Below are 17437 nucleotides of genomic sequence, written 5' to 3'. Positions count from 1 at the left end.
GGAAAACGATGACAGATAAGAAGAGCGATAATCAGACGGAAAAGACAGAAGCCAAGGAAAACAAAGGAATGACTCGGCGTGAAATGCTAAAACTTTCTGCTGTAGCTGGGACCGGTATTGCCGTTGGAGCAACTGGTCTGGGCACGATTTTAAATGTGGTGGATCATGTGGATAAGGCGCTCACTCCGAAAGAAAAAGCAGAAACAGGTGTGCCATTTTATGCGACAAATCAAGCGGGAATTATTACTGCGCAACAAACCTATTGTTACATCGCCAGTTTTGATATTCAAACCGATTCACGTCAAATTTTGAAAGATTTATTTGGAAAATGGACAAAATTTGCGGATTTAACGGCAAGTGGCGGTGTTCTGCGCGATGTGGATAATGACATGTTACCGCCGAACGATACCGGGGAAGCTGATGGGTTAGGAATTTCTAACTTCACAGTGACACTAGGTTATGGTCCGACATTTTTTGAAAAAGATGGCAAAGACCGATTTGGTGTAAGGGCGAAAAAGCCGAAGTATCTAGAAAAAATTCCACATATGGCGCATGATAGTTTGGATGAAGCTTATTCTGATGGTGATCTTTGTATCCAAGTGTGCGCTGATGATCAGCAAGTCGCTTTCCACGGAATTCGTAATTTTATTCGTTTAGCGAGCGGTGTTGCTGTAGTTCGCTGGATTGAAGAAGGTTTCTTGAGTGCGCCAAAAAACGAGACGCCACGCAATCTATTTGGCTTTAAAGATGGAACAGCAAACGTTGACCATGACTCAAACAAAGGCTACAAAGACGTCGTTTGGGCAGAAAATGATGAACCAGAATGGATGCGAAACGGCAGCTACCTTGGCTACCGCAAAATCCAAATGCTCATCGAAATCTGGGATCGTTCCTCCTTGCTTGACCAAGAAGACACATTCGGTCGGAAAAAAGCATCTGGTGCACCGTATCATAAAAAACATGAACACGATAAAGTCGATCCAAGCAAACTGCCGGCTGATTCTCACGTGCGCCTAGCCAAAGACACGAAGAAACAAATGCACCGTCGCGCGTATTCGTACACAAACGGTATTGATAAAAGCACGGGAACGATTGATGCTGGATTACTATTTATCTGCTTCACCCAAAATCCGTCCAAACAATTTCTGCCAATGCTAAGTATCATGGGGAAAATGGATAAATTAAACGAATATACTGTCCCAATTGGAAGCGCGATGTTTGCTTGCCAAGGCGGACTTGCTCCGGGAGAAATTTTTGGAGAAAAACTACTGTAGTCTAAGGTTCGCGAGCCTTAGACTTTTTTTGTATAATGAAGGTAAGTCACTGATCAGAGGGAGCCGATTTTAGTGGAGGAATGGGATTTACTAAATGAGAATCGTGAACTAACAGGGAAAACACATATCCGCGGTGAAAAACTAGCGCCCGGAGAGCTTCATTTGGTTGTTCACGTATGTATTTTTAACGAAAAAGGGCAACTTTTAATCCAAAAGCGTCAAAAAGATAAAGAAGGTTGGCCGAATTATTGGGATCTTTCTGCAGCCGGATCTGCACTAAAAGGCGAAACAAGTCGACAAGCTGCTGAACGAGAAGTGAAAGAAGAACTAGGCATGACAATTGATTTAAGTAACACCCGTGCCAAATTCAGTTACCATTTTGAGGCAGGATTTGATGATTATTGGTTTATTACGAAAGACGTTGAACTAAGCGACTTAACATTACAAACAGAAGAAGTAGCAGATGTCCGTTTTGTCACCAAAGAAGAGTTAGAAGCATTAAGAAGTTCGGGCGAATTCATTCCTTATTTCTTTTTAAATCAACTTTTTGAACTTAAAAACGCCACAACTATTCACTTTTAACGAATATAGCTAAATTTCCACTTAACAAATTCGTTTCCTACACTTATAATAGTACAGAGACATGAGAAAAACTCCAATTAGAAAGCGAGTGGTAATATGGGCCGTAAATGGGCAAATATTAAAGAGAAAAAAGCGTCAAAAGATAAAACAAATAGTCGTATCTATGCGAAATTTGGAATTGAAATATATGTAGCGGCTAAATCAGGCGACCCAGATCCACATTCCAACCAAAAATTACGTTTTGTTATTGAACGTGCAAAAACATACAATGTGCCAAAACATATTATTGACCGTGCAATCGAAAAAGCGAAAGGCACTGGCGATGAAACTTATTCAGAACTGCGCTATGAAGGCTTTGGTCCAAATGGTTCGATGATTATCGTAGACGCACTGACAAATAATGTGAATCGTACAGCATCCGATGTTCGCGCAGCTTATAGCAAAAACGGCGGAAACATGGGCGTTAGTGGCTCTGTTGCGTATATGTTTGATAATACAGCTATTTTTGGTGTCGAAGGAAAAGACGCGGATGAGCTATTGGAACTTTTAATGGAAGCTGATATTGACGTTCGTGACATTTTAGACGAAGATGGCCAAGCGATTATTTATGCAGAACCAGAAGATTTCCACAAAGTACAAGAAGGTTTGAAAGCGGCTGGAATTGAAGAATTTACAGTAGCAGAAATCGAAATGATTCCTCAAAACGATATTCAATTATCAGGTGAGGATTTAGAAAAATTCGAGAAACTAATTGATGCTTTAGAAGACCTAGAAGACGTGCAAAAAGTATATCATAACGTCGAATTAGAAGATTAACAGCCAACTATTACAACAATCGGAGGAATTGATAAAATGTCAAAATTACCAAATTGCCCAGAATGTAACTCAGAATATGCCTACGAAGATCGCGGTCTATTAATTTGCCCGGAATGCGGACATGAGTGGAGCGCCGTAGCAGAAGAAGCTACCGAAGAAAAAGTGTTCAAAGACTCAAACGGCAATGTACTAACAGATGGCGATTCTGTCACAGTCATCAAAGATCTTAAAGTAAAAGGCGCATCAAACCCAATCAAAATGGGAACAAAAGTAAAAAATATCCGCCTAGTAGACGGCGACCACGACATTGATTGCAAAATCGACGGCTTCGGCCCAATGAAATTAAAATCAGAATTTGTTAAGAAGATATAAAAAAAACAGCGATTCTCTACTAAGAGAGTCGCTGTTTTTATAGCAGAAGTACATGAATAAATGTCTTTATAGTGATGATACAAGGTACAAAGATGAAAGAATTAGTAGAATATGGTTCAAACAAAATAGCAGAAGAGCAAACAATAGTATTTTGTTTGCTAAATAATTTCTTGCATCAATGGTTTGAAGTAATTTGTATAGTATAAATTTTTGACTACATCAATGTTCTATTTTTTCTATTTTGTAGTTGTTGTTATATTCTTTACGATTTTCTTTTTTTGTTAATTTTTCAATTTCCATCCCTATAGATTTAACTAAATCAACAACCAACGCATTACCCATCATAAAATACCTGTTCGATGGTGTAATATTTTCATCTGCAGTCCAGCTAGCGGGAAATGTATTGATTTTTTCGGCTTCTTCTGGAGAAATAAGCCGAAGACGGCCATTACCTGGATCTTTTATCACATGACTCATCCTAGAAACAGTATGCTCTGTTGTAACCATTGTTCTTGCAGGCTTATCTAATGGGTCAGGAAAAGCAATTGCGCCCATACCGTAAGGATACTTATGGCCAGTTTTTGAAATTTTAGTTGTTCTGAACCCCCCTTTTAGTTCTTTAAACTTTCTTTCTTTTTCAGCTGTTAGATATAATGTTTTATCAGTCTCATTTGGTTGAACTATACTTTTTAGTGTTTGAGACTTTATTATAAGAGGTTGGTAATCAGCCATACATATATGACCGTCAACCATAAATCCGGTTTTTTTAAATGCCCTTTTCACTGAAAAATTATCCGAAAAATCAACTAAGCTATCATATTTGGTTAAGTCTACTTTACTCATTTCTCCAATGGAGATGTTTTTTAGCGTACTTGATAGAGGGGGCATGGTTTTAATAAATTCTGCAATATTATCTTCACCTAAATGTACTATCTTTTTGACATGTTTTTTAAAATTTGTATCATCTCTAAACGCAAATATAAATGTCCGTCGACGTCTTTGAGGAAAACCATAATCAGCTGCATTAATCATCTTCCAAGTTACACCATATCCTAAATCAGAAAATGTGCGTAAAATCATACCGAAATCGCGTCCTGGTCGCGTGCTATTTATTCCCGGTGAAGTCAGTAAACGGTCAACATTTTCTAGGAAAACAAACTGTGGCCATTTTGCTTCAATCACATCTTTGATATCCCACCAGAGAACTCCTTTTTTTCCGAAAATGCCCTTTGCACCTGTTGAAGCAACAGAATAATCTTGACATGGAAAGCCACCCACTAACATATCTATAGCGGGAATACTAGTTTTATTGATTAAAGAAATATCTTCGTTGACAACATTTGTTCCTGGAAAATTTTTTTTATAGATATTAAAAGCAAATTGATTTTTACGAGACGGTTCAAATTGGTCTGCCCAAACCACTTGGAAATCCGAACTTGCACGGGATAATCCCAGATGGAAACCACCGACTCCAGCAAACATTTCTGCTACTCTAATTTTTTTATTCATTGCGTCTAATTCTTTTCCTTTCATCATCGATAATATTCATTGCATCTATTATCTCAGTTTTACTATATTCAATTGATAATGTAATATCATCAACCGCATCATACATTATTTGTTCTTTATCCTTAAGCCTTCTGTATATTTTTTCATCTATATAGCCAGGGCGATCACTTGTAAATGGCTCACTCTCTGTTTGTAAATAATAATAACGTGTATAATCGTTTTCTTTTAATCCTAACCGATGAATGCGGTCTCTTGATTGTAACATATATGTTAAGTTGAAATCATACTCAAAATACACAGCATCATGAACAGATTGATGTAATGAAATGGATTCTCCTAATGTTTGTGGGTTTGATACTAAAATCTGTACGCCTCCATCTCTAAATTCATCGATTAATTTTACTCGTTCATCTTTAGGCGTTCCGCCATAAATTAAATTAACAGAAAGATTTTTTTCTTTTAGAGAATCTTTGATTTTAATAATAGTATCAACAAAAAGCCCCCATACTAAAACTTTTTTTCCCTCTGCAACAAGTTTTTCTACTAATTCTATACCTGATGCGAATTTTGGGGAGACAGTGGTTTGAACATCTAAATTTTTATATTGATTCTGTTCAGTAGCAATTTTATCTCCGCCTAGTAATTCAAAAAAGTCACTCTTAGTGATGCCGGATATCCTCTCAGATGCACTTTCGTCATCATTAAATGACATTAATTCATCGTAATTGATTGCAGAATTTAACAAAGCTGGATTAGTAGATGCTTGAATTAAACGAATTAACTTTGCTAAGCTAGACGATTCATTATAGTAAATGGCTTCAGCTAACTGTTTTTGTTCTAAACTAGGACTAACTTTAATTGTAATATCTTTTTCAGGTTCTGGAACATTTAAATCTTTTTTATTAGTTCGCCAAAAGAAAGGATGGAGTGCTTCATTAATCTCTTTAATTTTTCTTATTTTTGGATTATTTAATTCATCTACATCCCATCCAAAGAATCCATTATATTCATTACCATATAAGATATGCAAAAAATTAAAAATATCACTGTATTTGTTTGGAATTGGTGTTCCTGTTAAAACGTATCTGAACTTTGGAATTTGAGATAGCTCAAGTGAATATTGAGCACGTTGTCCATGAGGATTTTTAATACGATGTACTTCATCGAATACTAACAATGTATGAGTATCAATTATACGCTTTAAAAGGTCGATAGTTCCAGGTAATGACTCGTAATTAACTAATATTAAGTTGCTAATTCCCCAATCAGTCTGTAGCAACTCTTTAAAGTTTTTATTTTGGGCATCGATAGATATAAGTTTTTTTTTGTCGCCAAAAACAGCTTTGAATTCTCTTTTCCAAGAATCGAATGCATTAATAGGAGAGACAACAAGAATACGATTTATTTTCTCGTTTTTAGGTACATTAAATCTATTTAAATAAGCAAAAACTCCTAATAACATTGCAGTTTTCCCCGCACCTGGAACAGAAAAATTAGCAGCTCGCATCATTTCATATTTATAGTAGGCAGCACGTAAATGCAAATCACGTAATGGACGGCTAACCTCTTGTTGCACAACTTTAGAAAAATCTTCAAGAGTAACTTTTTTAGGTTCTGGAAATTTTTCTAAGGCCCCCTTGTACACCGCACCTAAGATTTTATATTGTTCAATAGAATATTTGTTTCGTGTAATAAAGTCCTCGACAGCAGTTGAGATTGTAACTATAATACCTTTTCTTTCTGCACGTTTTTGTGTAACTTCAATAATTTGTTCAATATCTTTGTATGTCACATCATTGCGAATTGTAGAATTGTCTTCTTCAAAAAAACATGTTAAATCACTTCCAACTCTCAATTTACGGTCTTTTAGAGTTAGTTTAAGAGTGGTATTATCGATTCGTATTATACGGTTTTCAAATAATCTGAAATTAATCGTTTCCTCATCAAGTGAATCTAATTTGCAATCTTGCTTTTCGGAAAGATTTGTAATAGTAGCCAATTGTTGATAGGGTGCAATTTCTTCGTACGCTAATTCAGAAGCCTCCACTACTGTAATACCGTGTTCTTTATTATTCCAGAGACGTGTAAACCTTTCTTGGCTTTCTAGAATCCGAGATTGTACATTATTACTGCTATCCCAGGAAACGTCAACACTTATTGACTCATAGTTTTTACTAATACCGTTTTTTGTTTCATTTGCTGAGCCATTAAAAAAAACTACTTCATCATCACTATGTATTAGCCCAAACTTGTCATGGAAAACTCCTTGTTGCATTAATGCTATTTTTACTCGTGCACGACTATTTGCTATCATAAATGCCAAATTCCCTAATTGTTGTTGAGCTTTTGTGCTTAACTTATCATTTTGCTCGGATATTTTAAGAGATTTCAACTCTTCTCTAAGGTTATATCCTGCCTTAATACGTTCATAATCATCTTTTGAGATTTCTTTTGAGATAATAAATTGAATTTCTCCTCCATTTTTAGCAAGCTCTTCTAATCCATCTGCATATAAATCAACACCTGCACTGGTAAAATATCCAGATACACGTTGATAAAGGTTTCCCTGAGTTAATAATTTAATGTAAAAATTATCTACAAAACCATTTGTGTACTGCGATTTCAAGTTGTTTTTAATATCTACAGAAAAACTCATTTATTCATCTCCTGTTTCAATTTAAACAATGTATCAGTGATTTGCATTAATACATCTTTTGCATCCAAAAATTCATCTGTCGTTAACTCTTTGAAGTCACTAGCATCCAGTTCTTCTATTTTCTCTAGGATATTCTGTAATTCTAGTAATGCTTCTTTTCGTTCTGAATCTTTCCTACCTTTATATATTAAGCGATTAACTGATGACTGAAAATCATTTACAGATTTATTTAATTCAGGTAATGATTTGGTTACTTGCTTTAAATCATTACTGTTTTTTATTGGTATTTCAGAAAAAGCATCAATGATATCATCGACTTTATCATCTACAGCTCTTAGAAAATATTTCTTAATCTCATCATTTTTTAAAATCTTTGTTTTGACATCACGCATTATACGTGTCACATCAGTGTTACCTTCAGTTGATTTTACTACAGCAAGATAAGTTAAAATAGCTTCAGTAATGGATGTTTTTTCTTTATCTTTTAATTTATTAATAGTTCCTTCTATTTCTTCAATAGGACCGTCTAACTTTAGTTCTCGAGCTAGATAAAATTTATCAACTGGATTTCCGCCTGGTGATACTATTTCTATAAATTGGAGAATTAGTTTTGCTAAACGAATATCACGGTTAATACCTTTTGTATTTCCAGCCCCAGAGGCTTTTTTATATTCTTCAACCGTCATTAATTTTTCAACTTCAATAGTATTATAAACATCAAAAATACGATCAATAGGATCGTAATTAATACGTTCTTCACGTCCAAGCTGTAAATCTAACTCTAATTCTTTTATTTTTTTTTCATCATTTTCAGAATTAACATTCAGCGACAAAATCACAGCTTCAAATGTTTTTGGAATATGATCTTGATTTTGGTACATTCGTAGAGCTGTAAATCTACGGTTGCCATCAATGACACGCCCATCTGATAGTACAACACCTGGTTCTTGCTGAGTTTTTTCTTTAATTGATTGGAGAGTGTTTTCTAATGCTCTTGAATTGGAGTTATAAATAAATTTTTCAAAAATTTCATTATAGTTAGAATTACCTGGTTGTGGTTTTAATCGTCCGTTTTCTGCTTGGTACTGTTTATATACTGTATTAATCCGACCGTTTTTATCATTATAATACAAATATTCTAATGGGATTTTATATACAATCCAAGATTTAGAATCCCATCCAGGTACAGCTAACTTTTTTACTTGCCCCGTCTGCTCTAATTGATTTGCTGCTGCTTTTTCCAGTAAGTTAATCATTCATCTTCACCTTGACCTTTCAAATTCTTAATATGTTTAGACTACAATCTAAAATAATCGTTATCACAGCCGTTACCCCATGATTTTCATTTGAAATAATTCATATCTCTATTAATTTTTCTTTTGCTAAAATTATAACCTCCCGAAGATTAAAATTTGTTTATATTTTCACTAACTATTATACCGATTATATATGTAAACACAATATTAGTTTTATTTACATTACATAAAATAATATACTCATTCTGTCATAGAAGTGTTATTTACGCGATAATAGGTAGATGGTTCAAGTGGTTTAAGCAAAAATTGAGTATATGATGGTTAGTATTTCAATCCACAGTAATGTGAAATATTAGGGTATTGAGTCAATAGCTACAACATTATCAAATGAATATTGAAAAGGAGAAGTATGACAAGAGTCTTGAGAAGAGTGTAAATGATTTAGAAAAAGATGAAGTAAAAATAATATTAATTTTATAAATGTGAAGAATGTTTCTTCTGCACGCTTTAGAAAAGTGTAAACAAGCTCAAAAATAGTCGGATAGCTTTCGGATATATGGAAACTTAGTTACGTTATACTCCTTAACCATAAGAATGGAGTGAAAAACGAACTCAGTATAGCACTTTTGCTAATAAAAAAAGTAAATATATATTCCAAAAGAATACCAAATAAACTTATTTTTTAATCATTAATAAAAATCCAGCAACGAAAAGTTATATAAATAAATTTTCATTACTGGACTCTATTTTTAAAATTTATAAATTAGTTTTGTTTTTATTAATTCTGCACAAAAACCGTTTCAAACACAAACGATTCATACGTATGGCGCGTAATCGAATATTCGAACACTCGACCGTCTTCCAAATGCGCTAATTTCTCAATTTCCATCATAAAAGTAGGTTCTTCTAAATCGAGGAGCTTACTATCCTCTTGATTTGATTTATCCCCGCGCACCCAAACATGGGCACTCTGCATCTTGAGTTTTAAATCATCACGAATATAATTATAAATCGAATCTTCTAAATGGTGCGGCTCAAGTCCTGGAATAATCGCAAGTGGCATATAAGTATGTTCAATCGAATAGGCTTTATGACCAACTTCTCTCATCCGGATGATTCGGTAAATATAGTCATCCTGCATCTCTAATTTTTCTGCGACTTCTTTCGATGGTTTTTCAATGGAAAATAAAATGACTTTCGATTTAATGTTGTCTTTTCCAAATGTATTTACAAGTCCAGACATTGGCCCTAGCGCGAATTCACCGCCGTTAGTAGAATGAGATTTCACGAAAGTACCAGCCCCGCGGCGTCTAATAATCATGCCTTCTTGTACAAGCATATCCAGTGCTTTTTTGACAGTGAGCTTGCTGCAATCATACGTGCGAGCCATACTATCCCCATCAGGCAATTTCTCGTTAATTTCGTATTTGTTTTGATTGATTTTATCACGGATATCTATGTATATTTCCATGTATTTAGCCATTCCCGACATTTTATTGGCTCCTTTACTGATGTAATAAGCATAGTATACCATATACTTTTACAAAAAGGTATCCCTATAAACAAAAGTATATATCTTTTAATAAAAGTATTGTTTTTTAAATAAATGTATGCTATATTTATTTTGACAAAAGGGAGGCCATAAAAAATGAAAGAATTATTAACGTTTCCAAAAGATTTTTGGTGGGGCTCTGCGTGGTCTGCGGAACAAGCAGAAGGTCGCGGCGACACTGGTAAGGCAAAAACTGTTTGGGAGCATTGGTTTGAAACAGAACCGAATCGCTTTTACGAAGGTGTAGGTTCAGAAATTACAACAGATCATTTTAATCGGTATAAAGAAGATGTGCAGTGGATGAAGAAAACAGGACATAATTCGTTCCGGATTTCGATTTCATGGGCGCGAATGTTTCCAAATGATGGTGTTGGTGAAGTGAACCCGAAAGCTATTGCGTTTTATCGTGATTTACTTACTGAAATGAATGAAAACGGTATCAAACCATTTGCGAATTTATATCATTTCGATATGCCTGTTGCACTTCAAGACGCTGGGGGCTGGGAATCAAGGGAAGTTGTTGATGCCTATGTTCACTTTGCGGATACTTGTTTTAAAGAATTTGGCGATTTAGTTTATCACTGGTTTACATTTAACGAACCACTTGGACCGATTCTTGGCGGTTATTTAGAAGATTTCCATTATCCGAATCAAATCGACTTCAAACGCGGCGCACAAGCTGGTTTTAACACGATTTTGGCACATGCTTTAGCTATTAAAGCTTTCAAAAAATTAAATTTGTCATCCAAAATCGGCGTTATTTTAAACCTTAGCCCGACTTATCCGCGTAGCCAAAACGAATATGATTTAGAAGCTGCAGAAATCTGTGATGCTTTTTATACGAGAAGTTTCTTGGATCCGATGGTTAAAGGAACTTTTCCAGAAAAATTAGTAGAAATCATGCGCGAATACGATCAAATGCCGGAATATACGGAAGAAGATTTGACGATTATTAAAGAAAATACGGCACAAATTCTTGGCCTAAATTACTATGAACCAAGACGCGTGAAAGCCCGTTTAACCGCTATTAATGAAAAAAGTCCGTTTTTACCAGATTGGTTTTTTGAACCGCACAATATGCCAGGTAAACGAATGAATATTTATCGCGGTTGGGAAATTTATGAACGTGGAATTTATGATTTATGTATTGATATTCGCGATAATTACGGCAATATCGAATCATTTATTTCTGAAAATGGTATGGGTGTAGCGAATGAAGAACGTTTCTTAAATGAAGAAGGACAAATTCAAGATGATTACCGGATTCAATTTGTTAAAGATCATTTGGCGTATGTACATCAAGCGATTGCAGAAGGTTGCGATATTAAGGGGTATCACTTATGGACTTTCATTGATTGTTGGTCGTGGATTAACGCATATAAAAACCGTTACGGACTCGTTTCACTTGATGTTGAAACTGGCAAACGCACAATGAAGAAAAGTGGCGAATTTTATAAAAAAATGAGCGACAAGAACGGTTTTGAATATGAAACAAGCAAACTAGTTGGGACGAAAAGGGAGGAAACAACTAATGGCTGAAACGAAAAAGAAGTCGATTGTTAATGGGTTTATTAATGTAGCACAACGTCTTGGTGGTCAGATTCATTTGCGTTCATTGCGTGATGCTTTTGCGAGTATTATGCCGTTCATGATTTTAGCTGGTTTTGTCACACTGATTAACTATGTTATTTTAGAACCGACTGGCTTTATGGGCAAAATTGTTAACCCAGATACACTTAAAACATGGCAAGAGATTGGTATTTCAATCGGAAATGGTACCTTGAGTGTCATTACGCTTTTAGTCACTGTGGCGATTTCATATCATTTATGTTTGAATCGTGGCTATAAAAACGTCATTGCTCCAATTCTTGTTGCCTTATCTTCATTTATCGTCGTAACACCGATTGCGATGACGTTCCTTCCAGAAGGCGCATCAAAATCAATCGAAGTACCGAACGTTATCCCAGTTAGTTATACTGGTGCGTCAGGTATGTTCGTCGGTATTATCGTTGGCTTAATTGCAACCGATTTATTCATTAAATTATCGAAAAATAAACGTATGCAAATCAATTTAACAGGAAATATTCCACCGGCAGTTATTAAATCATTTAACGTGTTAATTCCAATTATGATTACGGTTATTATTTTCTCAGTTGTGTCATTTGCAGTTAATCAAATTTTCAGCATGGACTTTAACACGCTTGTTACAACGATTATCACGAAGCCACTTAGCTATGTGACGACAAGTCTTCCAGGATTCTTGCTAATTACATCCATCGCCAACTTATTCTTCGGCTTAGGGATTCACCAAGCAGTTATTTCTGGTCCGTTACTAGATCCATTTTTACTTCAAAATATGCAAGAAAACATGGTTGCCTACGCGAATCATCAAGAAATTCCGCATATTATTAACATGGCTTTCAAAGATACATTTGCAGTTATGGGTGGCTCAGGAAACACGATTGGCCTACTAATTGCCATTTTCATCTTTGGAAAACGAAAAGACTATAAAGATATTTCTAAGCTATCAGCAGCACCGTCGCTATTTAATATTAGTGAACCAATTATCTTTGGTTTACCGATTGTCTTCAACCCATTACTAATTATCCCGTTCGTATTAGCGCCGATTTTCTCTTTAACAACTGCGTATTTTGCGACGGCAGCAGGTTGGATTAATCATGTAGTAGTACAAACCCCGTGGACGACACCGCCGATTATTTCAGGTTTCTTAGCAACTGGTGGGGACTGGCGCGCGTCCGTTCTACAAGTAATTATCATTGTTATAACAGTCTTTATCTATCTACCATTCCTACGTATGGATGAAAAAGTTGCTTTTGCTACAGCTCAAAAAACAGAGGCAAAATAAGAAAGGAAGTCTAACCAATGAAAAACATTTTATTAGTATGTAATGCTGGTATGTCCACAAGTTTCTTAGTAGAAAAAATGAAAGCAGCAGGAGCGGAACAAGGTATTGAAGCAAATATCTGGGCTGTATCCGACGCTGAACTACACGAAAACTGGGAAAAAGCAGATGTCATTTTGCTTGGACCACAAGTTGGTTATTTAAAAGGCAACACAGAAAAAGTAGTTGGCGGAAAAATTCCTGTCGAAGTAATTAATATGTTAGACTACGGCCGTGTAAACGGAGCAGCAGTGCTTGAGAGAGCAATCGAATTAATCGGTTAAAAAAGTAAGGGAGTGTGGCTTATAGTCGCACTCCTTTTTTATCAGACAAGAAAGTGTTATAATGTGTGAAAAGGAGCGGAATTATTATGAAATATGTAAAATCACAAATGAAGGAGCTTGTAAAAGATAGCGTAGACTTGCAAGAACGCCTTCAAAAGCTAATGAAAGAAATGGACTTAGAAAAAACTTTCGCTTTAAAAGCACTTTATCATTCAGAAGTAGCTGATGGTGGACCGTACCAAACAGCTTATCAAGATTTGGATTATAAATATAAAGATTAACATCAAATGGCTCTGCTAAACAATTAGCAGAGCCATTTTTAGATATATTTTCCTTGAATTTCTGCTAAATAATCAACAAAATTATCGTAAAAGTCATCACGGTTTTGAATGGTTACATGCGTACCAAGTTGGAGCAAAAAGCGGTACCCAGCCTCATGATCGGGAAGTGTCACTTTTACTAAAAAATGCTCTTCATCGTGCTGTGAAATTGCAACTGGATCAAAGCGTTCAACGATTTGTTCACGAGCTATTTTATCTACAATTAAAGTGACTTCATGCATCAAGAACGTGGGTCTATCTGCGGTCATGCCGAATGGTTTTACAACAAAAGGCCGCGCTTCAAAAGTTTCTTCCAGCGTTTTCAGCTCAACAATACGCGACATTTTAAACGTCCGAAAATCGCTACGCTCCAAACTGTAACCTTGCAAATACCAAGAACGATTCCTAAACAGGAGGTGATATGGCTCAGTTTTACGAACGGTTTGATTGCCGGTTCGATCAATATAGCTGAGTTCCACTAGTTGATGTTTTTTAATCGCTAAATATAAACTTTCGACTTTTGCATTTAACTCTTTTTTCATGGATAAATTGGAGAAATCAAGCGAAATCGAACTTTTGGGTGGTTCGCTGGAATGGTCGAGCATGTTTTTCATTTTTTGGAGCGTTTTTTTAGTTTCTGCGGAAGAAAGTAATTGTTCCATACCATCTAAGCTGGCGATAATAGCTGTTAAATCATCTGCTGTCAGAAGCTTTTTGTCGACTTTGTAGGTGGGCATAATACCGATGCCACCCTTCGTTTCGGCAATCGTGTAAATCGGGATGTTCGCCATCGAGAGCGTGTCAATGTCGCGAAAAATAGTACGTTTAGAAACCTCAAACATCGTAGCCATTTCAGAAGCACTGACTAGCTCGCGTTGGAGGAGCAGCATGATAATTCCGATGAGTCGCTCGATTTTCATTTTTTTCTCCTTTTTTCGAAATGATGACAGACAGTTGTCATCATTCGCGTGTTATAGTTACATCATATCAAAGTTAAGTAACTTTTTGGAGGGAAATATTATGGCATTTGAAATTGTTGAATTGAAAAAAGAAACATTTACTGGAAACAAAGTAGAAATCCCTGAATTTGATCCACAAAAAGGCTTTGGCCCAATGAGCGAAATCAAAGAATCAGCCTACACAAAATTTGCAAAAAACGAAAAAGACTACGTTGGCATTAACGCAAGTCTTGACGGCTTACAATATTACATCGTGGCAAGCGCGAACGGCGAAAACGGCGACACAACCTTCGACATCCCAGCAGGCAAATACGCAAAATTCGTAACAAGCGAAAAAGACCGCCCAGCTCTAGACGGCTTCATCGGCGCAGCATACGGCGAAGTGAGCCAAAGCGACACAGTTGGTATTGCAGGATCGTTTAATTTGGAAGATCTTAGAGAAGCGGATTTTACGCTTTATATTCCGGTTGTTAGTAAGTAAATAAATTGAGAGACCCCTTTCGGTGGAGAGGGGTCTTTTTTCACTAAACTAAACCAACCTCACCAAAACCCCAACATCCTCACAATACCCCAAACACCCACCAGCCATGTCCTTCGACGTAACCAACCAATCAAATTTCGCCAGCTCCCCGTAAGTAAGCAAAGCCGACTTATCCACCTTCGTATGATCCACCAGCAAAAATTTCTCCGTAGCTTTTTCCATCATATGGCGCTTAATCTCATACTCCAAAATATCCGAATTCATCACCCCGTGCGTAGTCGAAAGCGCAGTTGCGGCCATAAAAGCTTTCGTAATATTATATTTCTCAAAAAATCCCCAGTTCTCCACGCCGACAAATGATTTAGTACTCGGTTTAAACGTCGAGCCAATCACAATCAATTTCACATTATCCATTTCACTCGCAAAATTAATCACATCTAGGCTGTTAGTAATAATAGTAATCTCTTTATCCGTTGGTAGAGCCGCTGCGAGACAGCTAGTCGTTGTCCCGGAATCAATAAAAATCAGATCATTTTCTTCAATAAAATCAGCCGCCGCTTTTCCGATAAGCTGTTTTTCAGCATGATTTTCTGTATCGCGATTTTCGAACGGCCGAATTTCTTCAGGATTATTATAAATAGAAACGACACCACCATAGACTTTTTTGATGGTGTTTTTTTGGAGAAGTTTGGCAATGTCGCGACGAATAGTATTTTTAGAAACGTTGAATTGTTCGCATAAATCATCAAGGCTAGCGCTGCCTTTTTCGTGAATTAAATTCTCTATCGCTTGAATGCGTCGTACTTTCATTTGAAATTCATCCTTTGGCAAAAAATATTGTTTTCTACCCTATTTATAACACATGCTCAAAAGGTAATCAACTATGATTTTTTATGGTGAAGTTAGTGACAAAAATTAAATTGACTCTCCAATTTTATTGGCTTAAGATGGGGTTATAATCGATTAATGGTTAACTTATGAGTAATTTTAAGTGGAGGGATAATTTATGGCAGATATACGGAAATTAAAGAATTATATTAATGGTGAATGGGTCGAGAGTAAGGCGGACAAATACGAAGATGTCATCAATCCAGCGACGGGCGAAGTGCTGTGCCAAGTGCCAATATCGACGCGCGCGGAATTAGACCAGGCCGCTACCATAGCCGAACAAGCTTTTGAAAAATGGAGCCAAGTTGCTGTACCAAGACGTGCACGGGTTCTATTTAGTTTCCAACAGTTACTCATTCAACATAAAGAAGAACTAGCAAGACTGATTACACTCGAAAATGGTAAAAATTTATCTGAGGCACGCGGCGAAGTGCAACGTGGTATTGAAAATGTTGAGTTCGCGGCGGGAGCACCAACACTCATGATGGGTGATTCGCTTGCTTCGATTGCAACAGATGTGGAGGCGGCAAATTATCGCTATCCGGTCGGAGTTGTTGGCGGAATTGCACCATTTAACTTTCCGATGATGGTTCCTTGTTGGATGTTCCCAATGGCTATCGCGCTCGGGAACTCGTTTATTTTAAAACCTTCTGAGCGAACACCGCTTTTAATGGAGAAATTGGTCGAATTATTTTCCGAAGCTGGTCTTCCAAAAGGTGTGTTCAATGTGGTATACGGCGCGCGTGATGTGGTTAATGGTATTTTAGAAAACGAACTAATTAAAGCGGTTTCTTTTGTAGGTTCTAAGCCGGTTGGGGAGTATGTCTACAAAACAGGAAGCGCGAACTTGAAACGTGTGCAAGCTTTGACAGGCGCGAAAAACCATACGATTGTACTTAATGATGCGGATTTAGAAGATACCGTGACGAATGTTATTTCAGCAGCATTTGGATCGGCTGGCGAACGGTGCATGGCGTGTGCGGTTGTTACAGTTGAAGAAGGAATCGCGGACGAGTTTTTAGCGGCACTTCGAACAGCGGCGCAGAATGTGAAAATTGGAAACGGGTTAGACGATGGCGTTTTCCTTGGTCCAGTAATTCGCGAAGAAAATCAAAAACGCACAATTGCTTATATTGAAAAAGGCGTGGAAGAAGGGGCGAAATTAACTGTAGATGGCCGTGAAACAGGGCTTTCTGAAGGGCATTTTGTGGGACCCACGATTTTGGAAGATGTTACGACGGATATGACAATTTGGAAAGATGAGATTTTTGCACCAGTTTTATCTGTGATTCGTGTGAAAAACCTCCAAGAAGCTGTTCGGGTGGCGAATCAATCTGAATTTGCGAACGGTGCTTGTATTTTCACTAATAATGCCAAGGCAATCCGTTACTTTAGAGAAAAAATTGATGCTGGAATGCTTGGTGTGAATTTGGGTGTACCTGCTCCGATGGCGTTTTTCCCGTTTTCTGGTTGGAAATCGTCCTTTTATGGAACACTTCACGCTAACGGCAAAGACAGCGTAGATTTTTACACGCATAAAAAAGTTGTCACTGCGAGATATTCATTAAAAGGCTACGAAGAATAGG

General features: G+C 36.7%; 16 protein-coding genes. 10 read left to right on the top strand and 6 right to left on the bottom strand.

Going from position 1 to position 17437, the window contains the following annotated elements; all coding sequences use genetic code 11:
• Positions 1 to 8 precede the first annotated feature (8 nt).
• From efeB to AC4PG8_RS06480, 4 genes are all read left to right on the top strand, one after another.
• Complete coding sequence (efeB, locus tag AC4PG8_RS06495) at positions 9 to 1274, top strand: iron uptake transporter deferrochelatase/peroxidase subunit (protein WP_492170175.1); 1266 nt, start codon at positions 9 to 11, stop codon at positions 1272 to 1274.
• A gap of 72 nt (positions 1275 to 1346) precedes the next feature.
• On the top strand, positions 1347 to 1856 hold the full coding sequence (locus tag AC4PG8_RS06490) for an NUDIX hydrolase (RefSeq protein ID WP_070752674.1): 510 nt from the start codon (positions 1347 to 1349) through the stop codon (positions 1854 to 1856).
• A 96-nt stretch (positions 1857 to 1952) separates the two neighbouring features.
• Positions 1953 to 2672, top strand: coding sequence for a YebC/PmpR family DNA-binding transcriptional regulator (locus tag AC4PG8_RS06485; RefSeq protein ID WP_003723220.1), 720 nt, complete (start codon positions 1953 to 1955; stop codon positions 2670 to 2672).
• A gap of 36 nt (positions 2673 to 2708) precedes the next feature.
• Positions 2709 to 3044 (top strand): zinc ribbon domain-containing protein YjdM, encoded by a 336-nt coding sequence (locus tag AC4PG8_RS06480; RefSeq protein ID WP_003760313.1) that lies wholly within the window; start codon positions 2709 to 2711, stop codon positions 3042 to 3044.
• Between the two features lie 219 nt (positions 3045 to 3263).
• Here AC4PG8_RS06480 and dcm read toward each other — a convergent pair whose 3' ends face one another.
• From dcm to AC4PG8_RS06460, 4 genes are all read right to left on the bottom strand, one after another.
• The gene (gene dcm / locus AC4PG8_RS06475) at positions 3264 to 4580 is read right to left on the bottom strand and encodes a DNA (cytosine-5-)-methyltransferase (protein ID WP_202128362.1); all 1317 of its coding nucleotides are present in this window, start codon (positions 4578 to 4580) and stop codon (positions 3264 to 3266) included.
• Complete coding sequence (locus AC4PG8_RS06470; RefSeq protein ID WP_160464295.1) at positions 4546 to 7209, bottom strand: SNF2-related protein; 2664 nt, start codon at positions 7207 to 7209, stop codon at positions 4546 to 4548. Before AC4PG8_RS06470 ends, dcm begins: the two co-directional genes overlap by 35 nt.
• Positions 7206 to 8465 carry a ParB/Srx family N-terminal domain-containing protein gene (locus tag AC4PG8_RS06465; RefSeq protein WP_003760320.1) on the bottom strand — a complete coding sequence of 420 codons (1260 nt, stop codon included), beginning with the start codon at positions 8463 to 8465 and terminating at the stop codon, positions 7206 to 7208. The genes AC4PG8_RS06470 and AC4PG8_RS06465 overlap by 4 nt, the downstream gene beginning before the upstream one ends.
• Before the next feature lie 778 nt (positions 8466 to 9243).
• Positions 9244 to 9957: a GntR family transcriptional regulator gene (locus tag AC4PG8_RS06460; protein ID WP_010990376.1), complete on the bottom strand. Its 714-nt coding sequence runs from the start codon at positions 9955 to 9957 to the stop codon at positions 9244 to 9246.
• Between the two features lie 156 nt (positions 9958 to 10113).
• On the opposite strand from AC4PG8_RS06460, the gene AC4PG8_RS06455 reads away from it, so the two are divergent.
• The 4 genes from AC4PG8_RS06455 (at position 10114) to AC4PG8_RS06440 (ending at position 13484) form a co-directional block, all read left to right on the top strand.
• Entirely contained in the window at positions 10114 to 11556 is a 1443-nt protein-coding gene (locus AC4PG8_RS06455; protein ID WP_492170174.1) for a glycoside hydrolase family 1 protein, read from the top strand.
• A complete protein-coding gene (locus AC4PG8_RS06450) occupies positions 11549 to 12883 on the top strand; it encodes a PTS sugar transporter subunit IIC (protein ID WP_003760326.1) in 1335 nt (444 codons plus the stop codon). Before AC4PG8_RS06455 ends, AC4PG8_RS06450 begins: the two co-directional genes overlap by 8 nt.
• A 17-nt stretch (positions 12884 to 12900) precedes the next feature.
• A complete protein-coding gene (locus AC4PG8_RS06445; protein ID WP_003765263.1) occupies positions 12901 to 13203 on the top strand; it encodes a PTS sugar transporter subunit IIB in 303 nt (100 codons plus the stop codon).
• An 86-nt stretch (positions 13204 to 13289) separates the two neighbouring features.
• Positions 13290 to 13484 carry a hypothetical protein gene (locus AC4PG8_RS06440; RefSeq protein ID WP_003724301.1) on the top strand — a complete coding sequence of 65 codons (195 nt, stop codon included), beginning with the start codon at positions 13290 to 13292 and terminating at the stop codon, positions 13482 to 13484.
• 38 nt (positions 13485 to 13522) lie between these two features.
• Here AC4PG8_RS06440 and AC4PG8_RS06435 read toward each other — a convergent pair whose 3' ends face one another.
• Entirely contained in the window at positions 13523 to 14443 is a 921-nt protein-coding gene (locus AC4PG8_RS06435; RefSeq protein ID WP_492170173.1) for a helix-turn-helix transcriptional regulator, read from the bottom strand.
• A 100-nt stretch (positions 14444 to 14543) separates the two neighbouring features.
• Between AC4PG8_RS06435 and AC4PG8_RS06430 the strand changes: the two genes are divergently transcribed.
• On the top strand, positions 14544 to 14963 hold the full coding sequence (locus AC4PG8_RS06430) for a GyrI-like domain-containing protein (protein WP_185500700.1): 420 nt from the start codon (positions 14544 to 14546) through the stop codon (positions 14961 to 14963).
• A 48-nt stretch (positions 14964 to 15011) separates the two neighbouring features.
• On the opposite strand, the gene AC4PG8_RS06425 is transcribed toward AC4PG8_RS06430, so the two are convergent.
• Positions 15012 to 15773 (bottom strand): DeoR/GlpR family DNA-binding transcription regulator, encoded by a 762-nt coding sequence (locus AC4PG8_RS06425; protein WP_492170172.1) that lies wholly within the window; start codon positions 15771 to 15773, stop codon positions 15012 to 15014.
• A 196-nt stretch (positions 15774 to 15969) separates the two neighbouring features.
• Here AC4PG8_RS06425 and iolA point away from each other — a divergent pair, with 196 nt between their 5' ends.
• Positions 15970 to 17436 carry a methylmalonate-semialdehyde dehydrogenase gene (gene iolA / locus AC4PG8_RS06420; protein ID WP_492170171.1) on the top strand — a complete coding sequence of 489 codons (1467 nt, stop codon included), beginning with the start codon at positions 15970 to 15972 and terminating at the stop codon, positions 17434 to 17436.
• Position 17437 lies beyond the last annotated feature (1 nt).

The organism is Listeria sp. MAN/IMW/UF555 (genome assembly GCF_058684075.1).
The sequence above is the reverse complement of the archived record's forward strand: the minus strand, read 5'-3'. Positions and strand labels throughout refer to the sequence as shown.

Bases quoted from the DNA above. Each gene is read 5' to 3' on its own strand.
- AC4PG8_RS06430 (WP_185500700.1), top strand. From the start codon at position 14,544: ATGGCATTTGAAATTGTTGAATTGAAAAAAGAAACATTTACTGGAAAC.
- AC4PG8_RS06480 (WP_003760313.1), top strand. From the start codon at position 2,709: ATGTCAAAATTACCAAATTGCCCAGAATGTAACTCAGAATATGCCTAC.
- AC4PG8_RS06465 (WP_003760320.1), bottom strand. From the start codon at position 8,465: ATGATTAACTTACTGGAAAAAGCAGCAGCAAATCAATTAGAGCAGACG.
- AC4PG8_RS06455 (WP_492170174.1), top strand. From the start codon at position 10,114: ATGAAAGAATTATTAACGTTTCCAAAAGATTTTTGGTGGGGCTCTGCG.
- dcm (WP_202128362.1), bottom strand. From the start codon at position 4,580: ATGATGAAAGGAAAAGAATTAGACGCAATGAATAAAAAAATTAGAGTA.
- AC4PG8_RS06435 (WP_492170173.1), bottom strand. From the start codon at position 14,443: ATGAAAATCGAGCGACTCATCGGAATTATCATGCTGCTCCTCCAACGC.
- AC4PG8_RS06450 (WP_003760326.1), top strand. From the start codon at position 11,549: ATGGCTGAAACGAAAAAGAAGTCGATTGTTAATGGGTTTATTAATGTA.
- AC4PG8_RS06460 (WP_010990376.1), bottom strand. From the start codon at position 9,957: ATGTCGGGAATGGCTAAATACATGGAAATATACATAGATATCCGTGAT.
- AC4PG8_RS06440 (WP_003724301.1), top strand. From the start codon at position 13,290: ATGAAATATGTAAAATCACAAATGAAGGAGCTTGTAAAAGATAGCGTA.
- AC4PG8_RS06470 (WP_160464295.1), bottom strand. From the start codon at position 7,209: ATGAGTTTTTCTGTAGATATTAAAAACAACTTGAAATCGCAGTACACA.
- AC4PG8_RS06445 (WP_003765263.1), top strand. From the start codon at position 12,901: ATGAAAAACATTTTATTAGTATGTAATGCTGGTATGTCCACAAGTTTC.
- efeB (WP_492170175.1), top strand. From the start codon at position 9: ATGACAGATAAGAAGAGCGATAATCAGACGGAAAAGACAGAAGCCAAG.
- AC4PG8_RS06485 (WP_003723220.1), top strand. From the start codon at position 1,953: ATGGGCCGTAAATGGGCAAATATTAAAGAGAAAAAAGCGTCAAAAGAT.
- AC4PG8_RS06425 (WP_492170172.1), bottom strand. From the start codon at position 15,773: ATGAAAGTACGACGCATTCAAGCGATAGAGAATTTAATTCACGAAAAA.
- iolA (WP_492170171.1), top strand. From the start codon at position 15,970: ATGGCAGATATACGGAAATTAAAGAATTATATTAATGGTGAATGGGTC.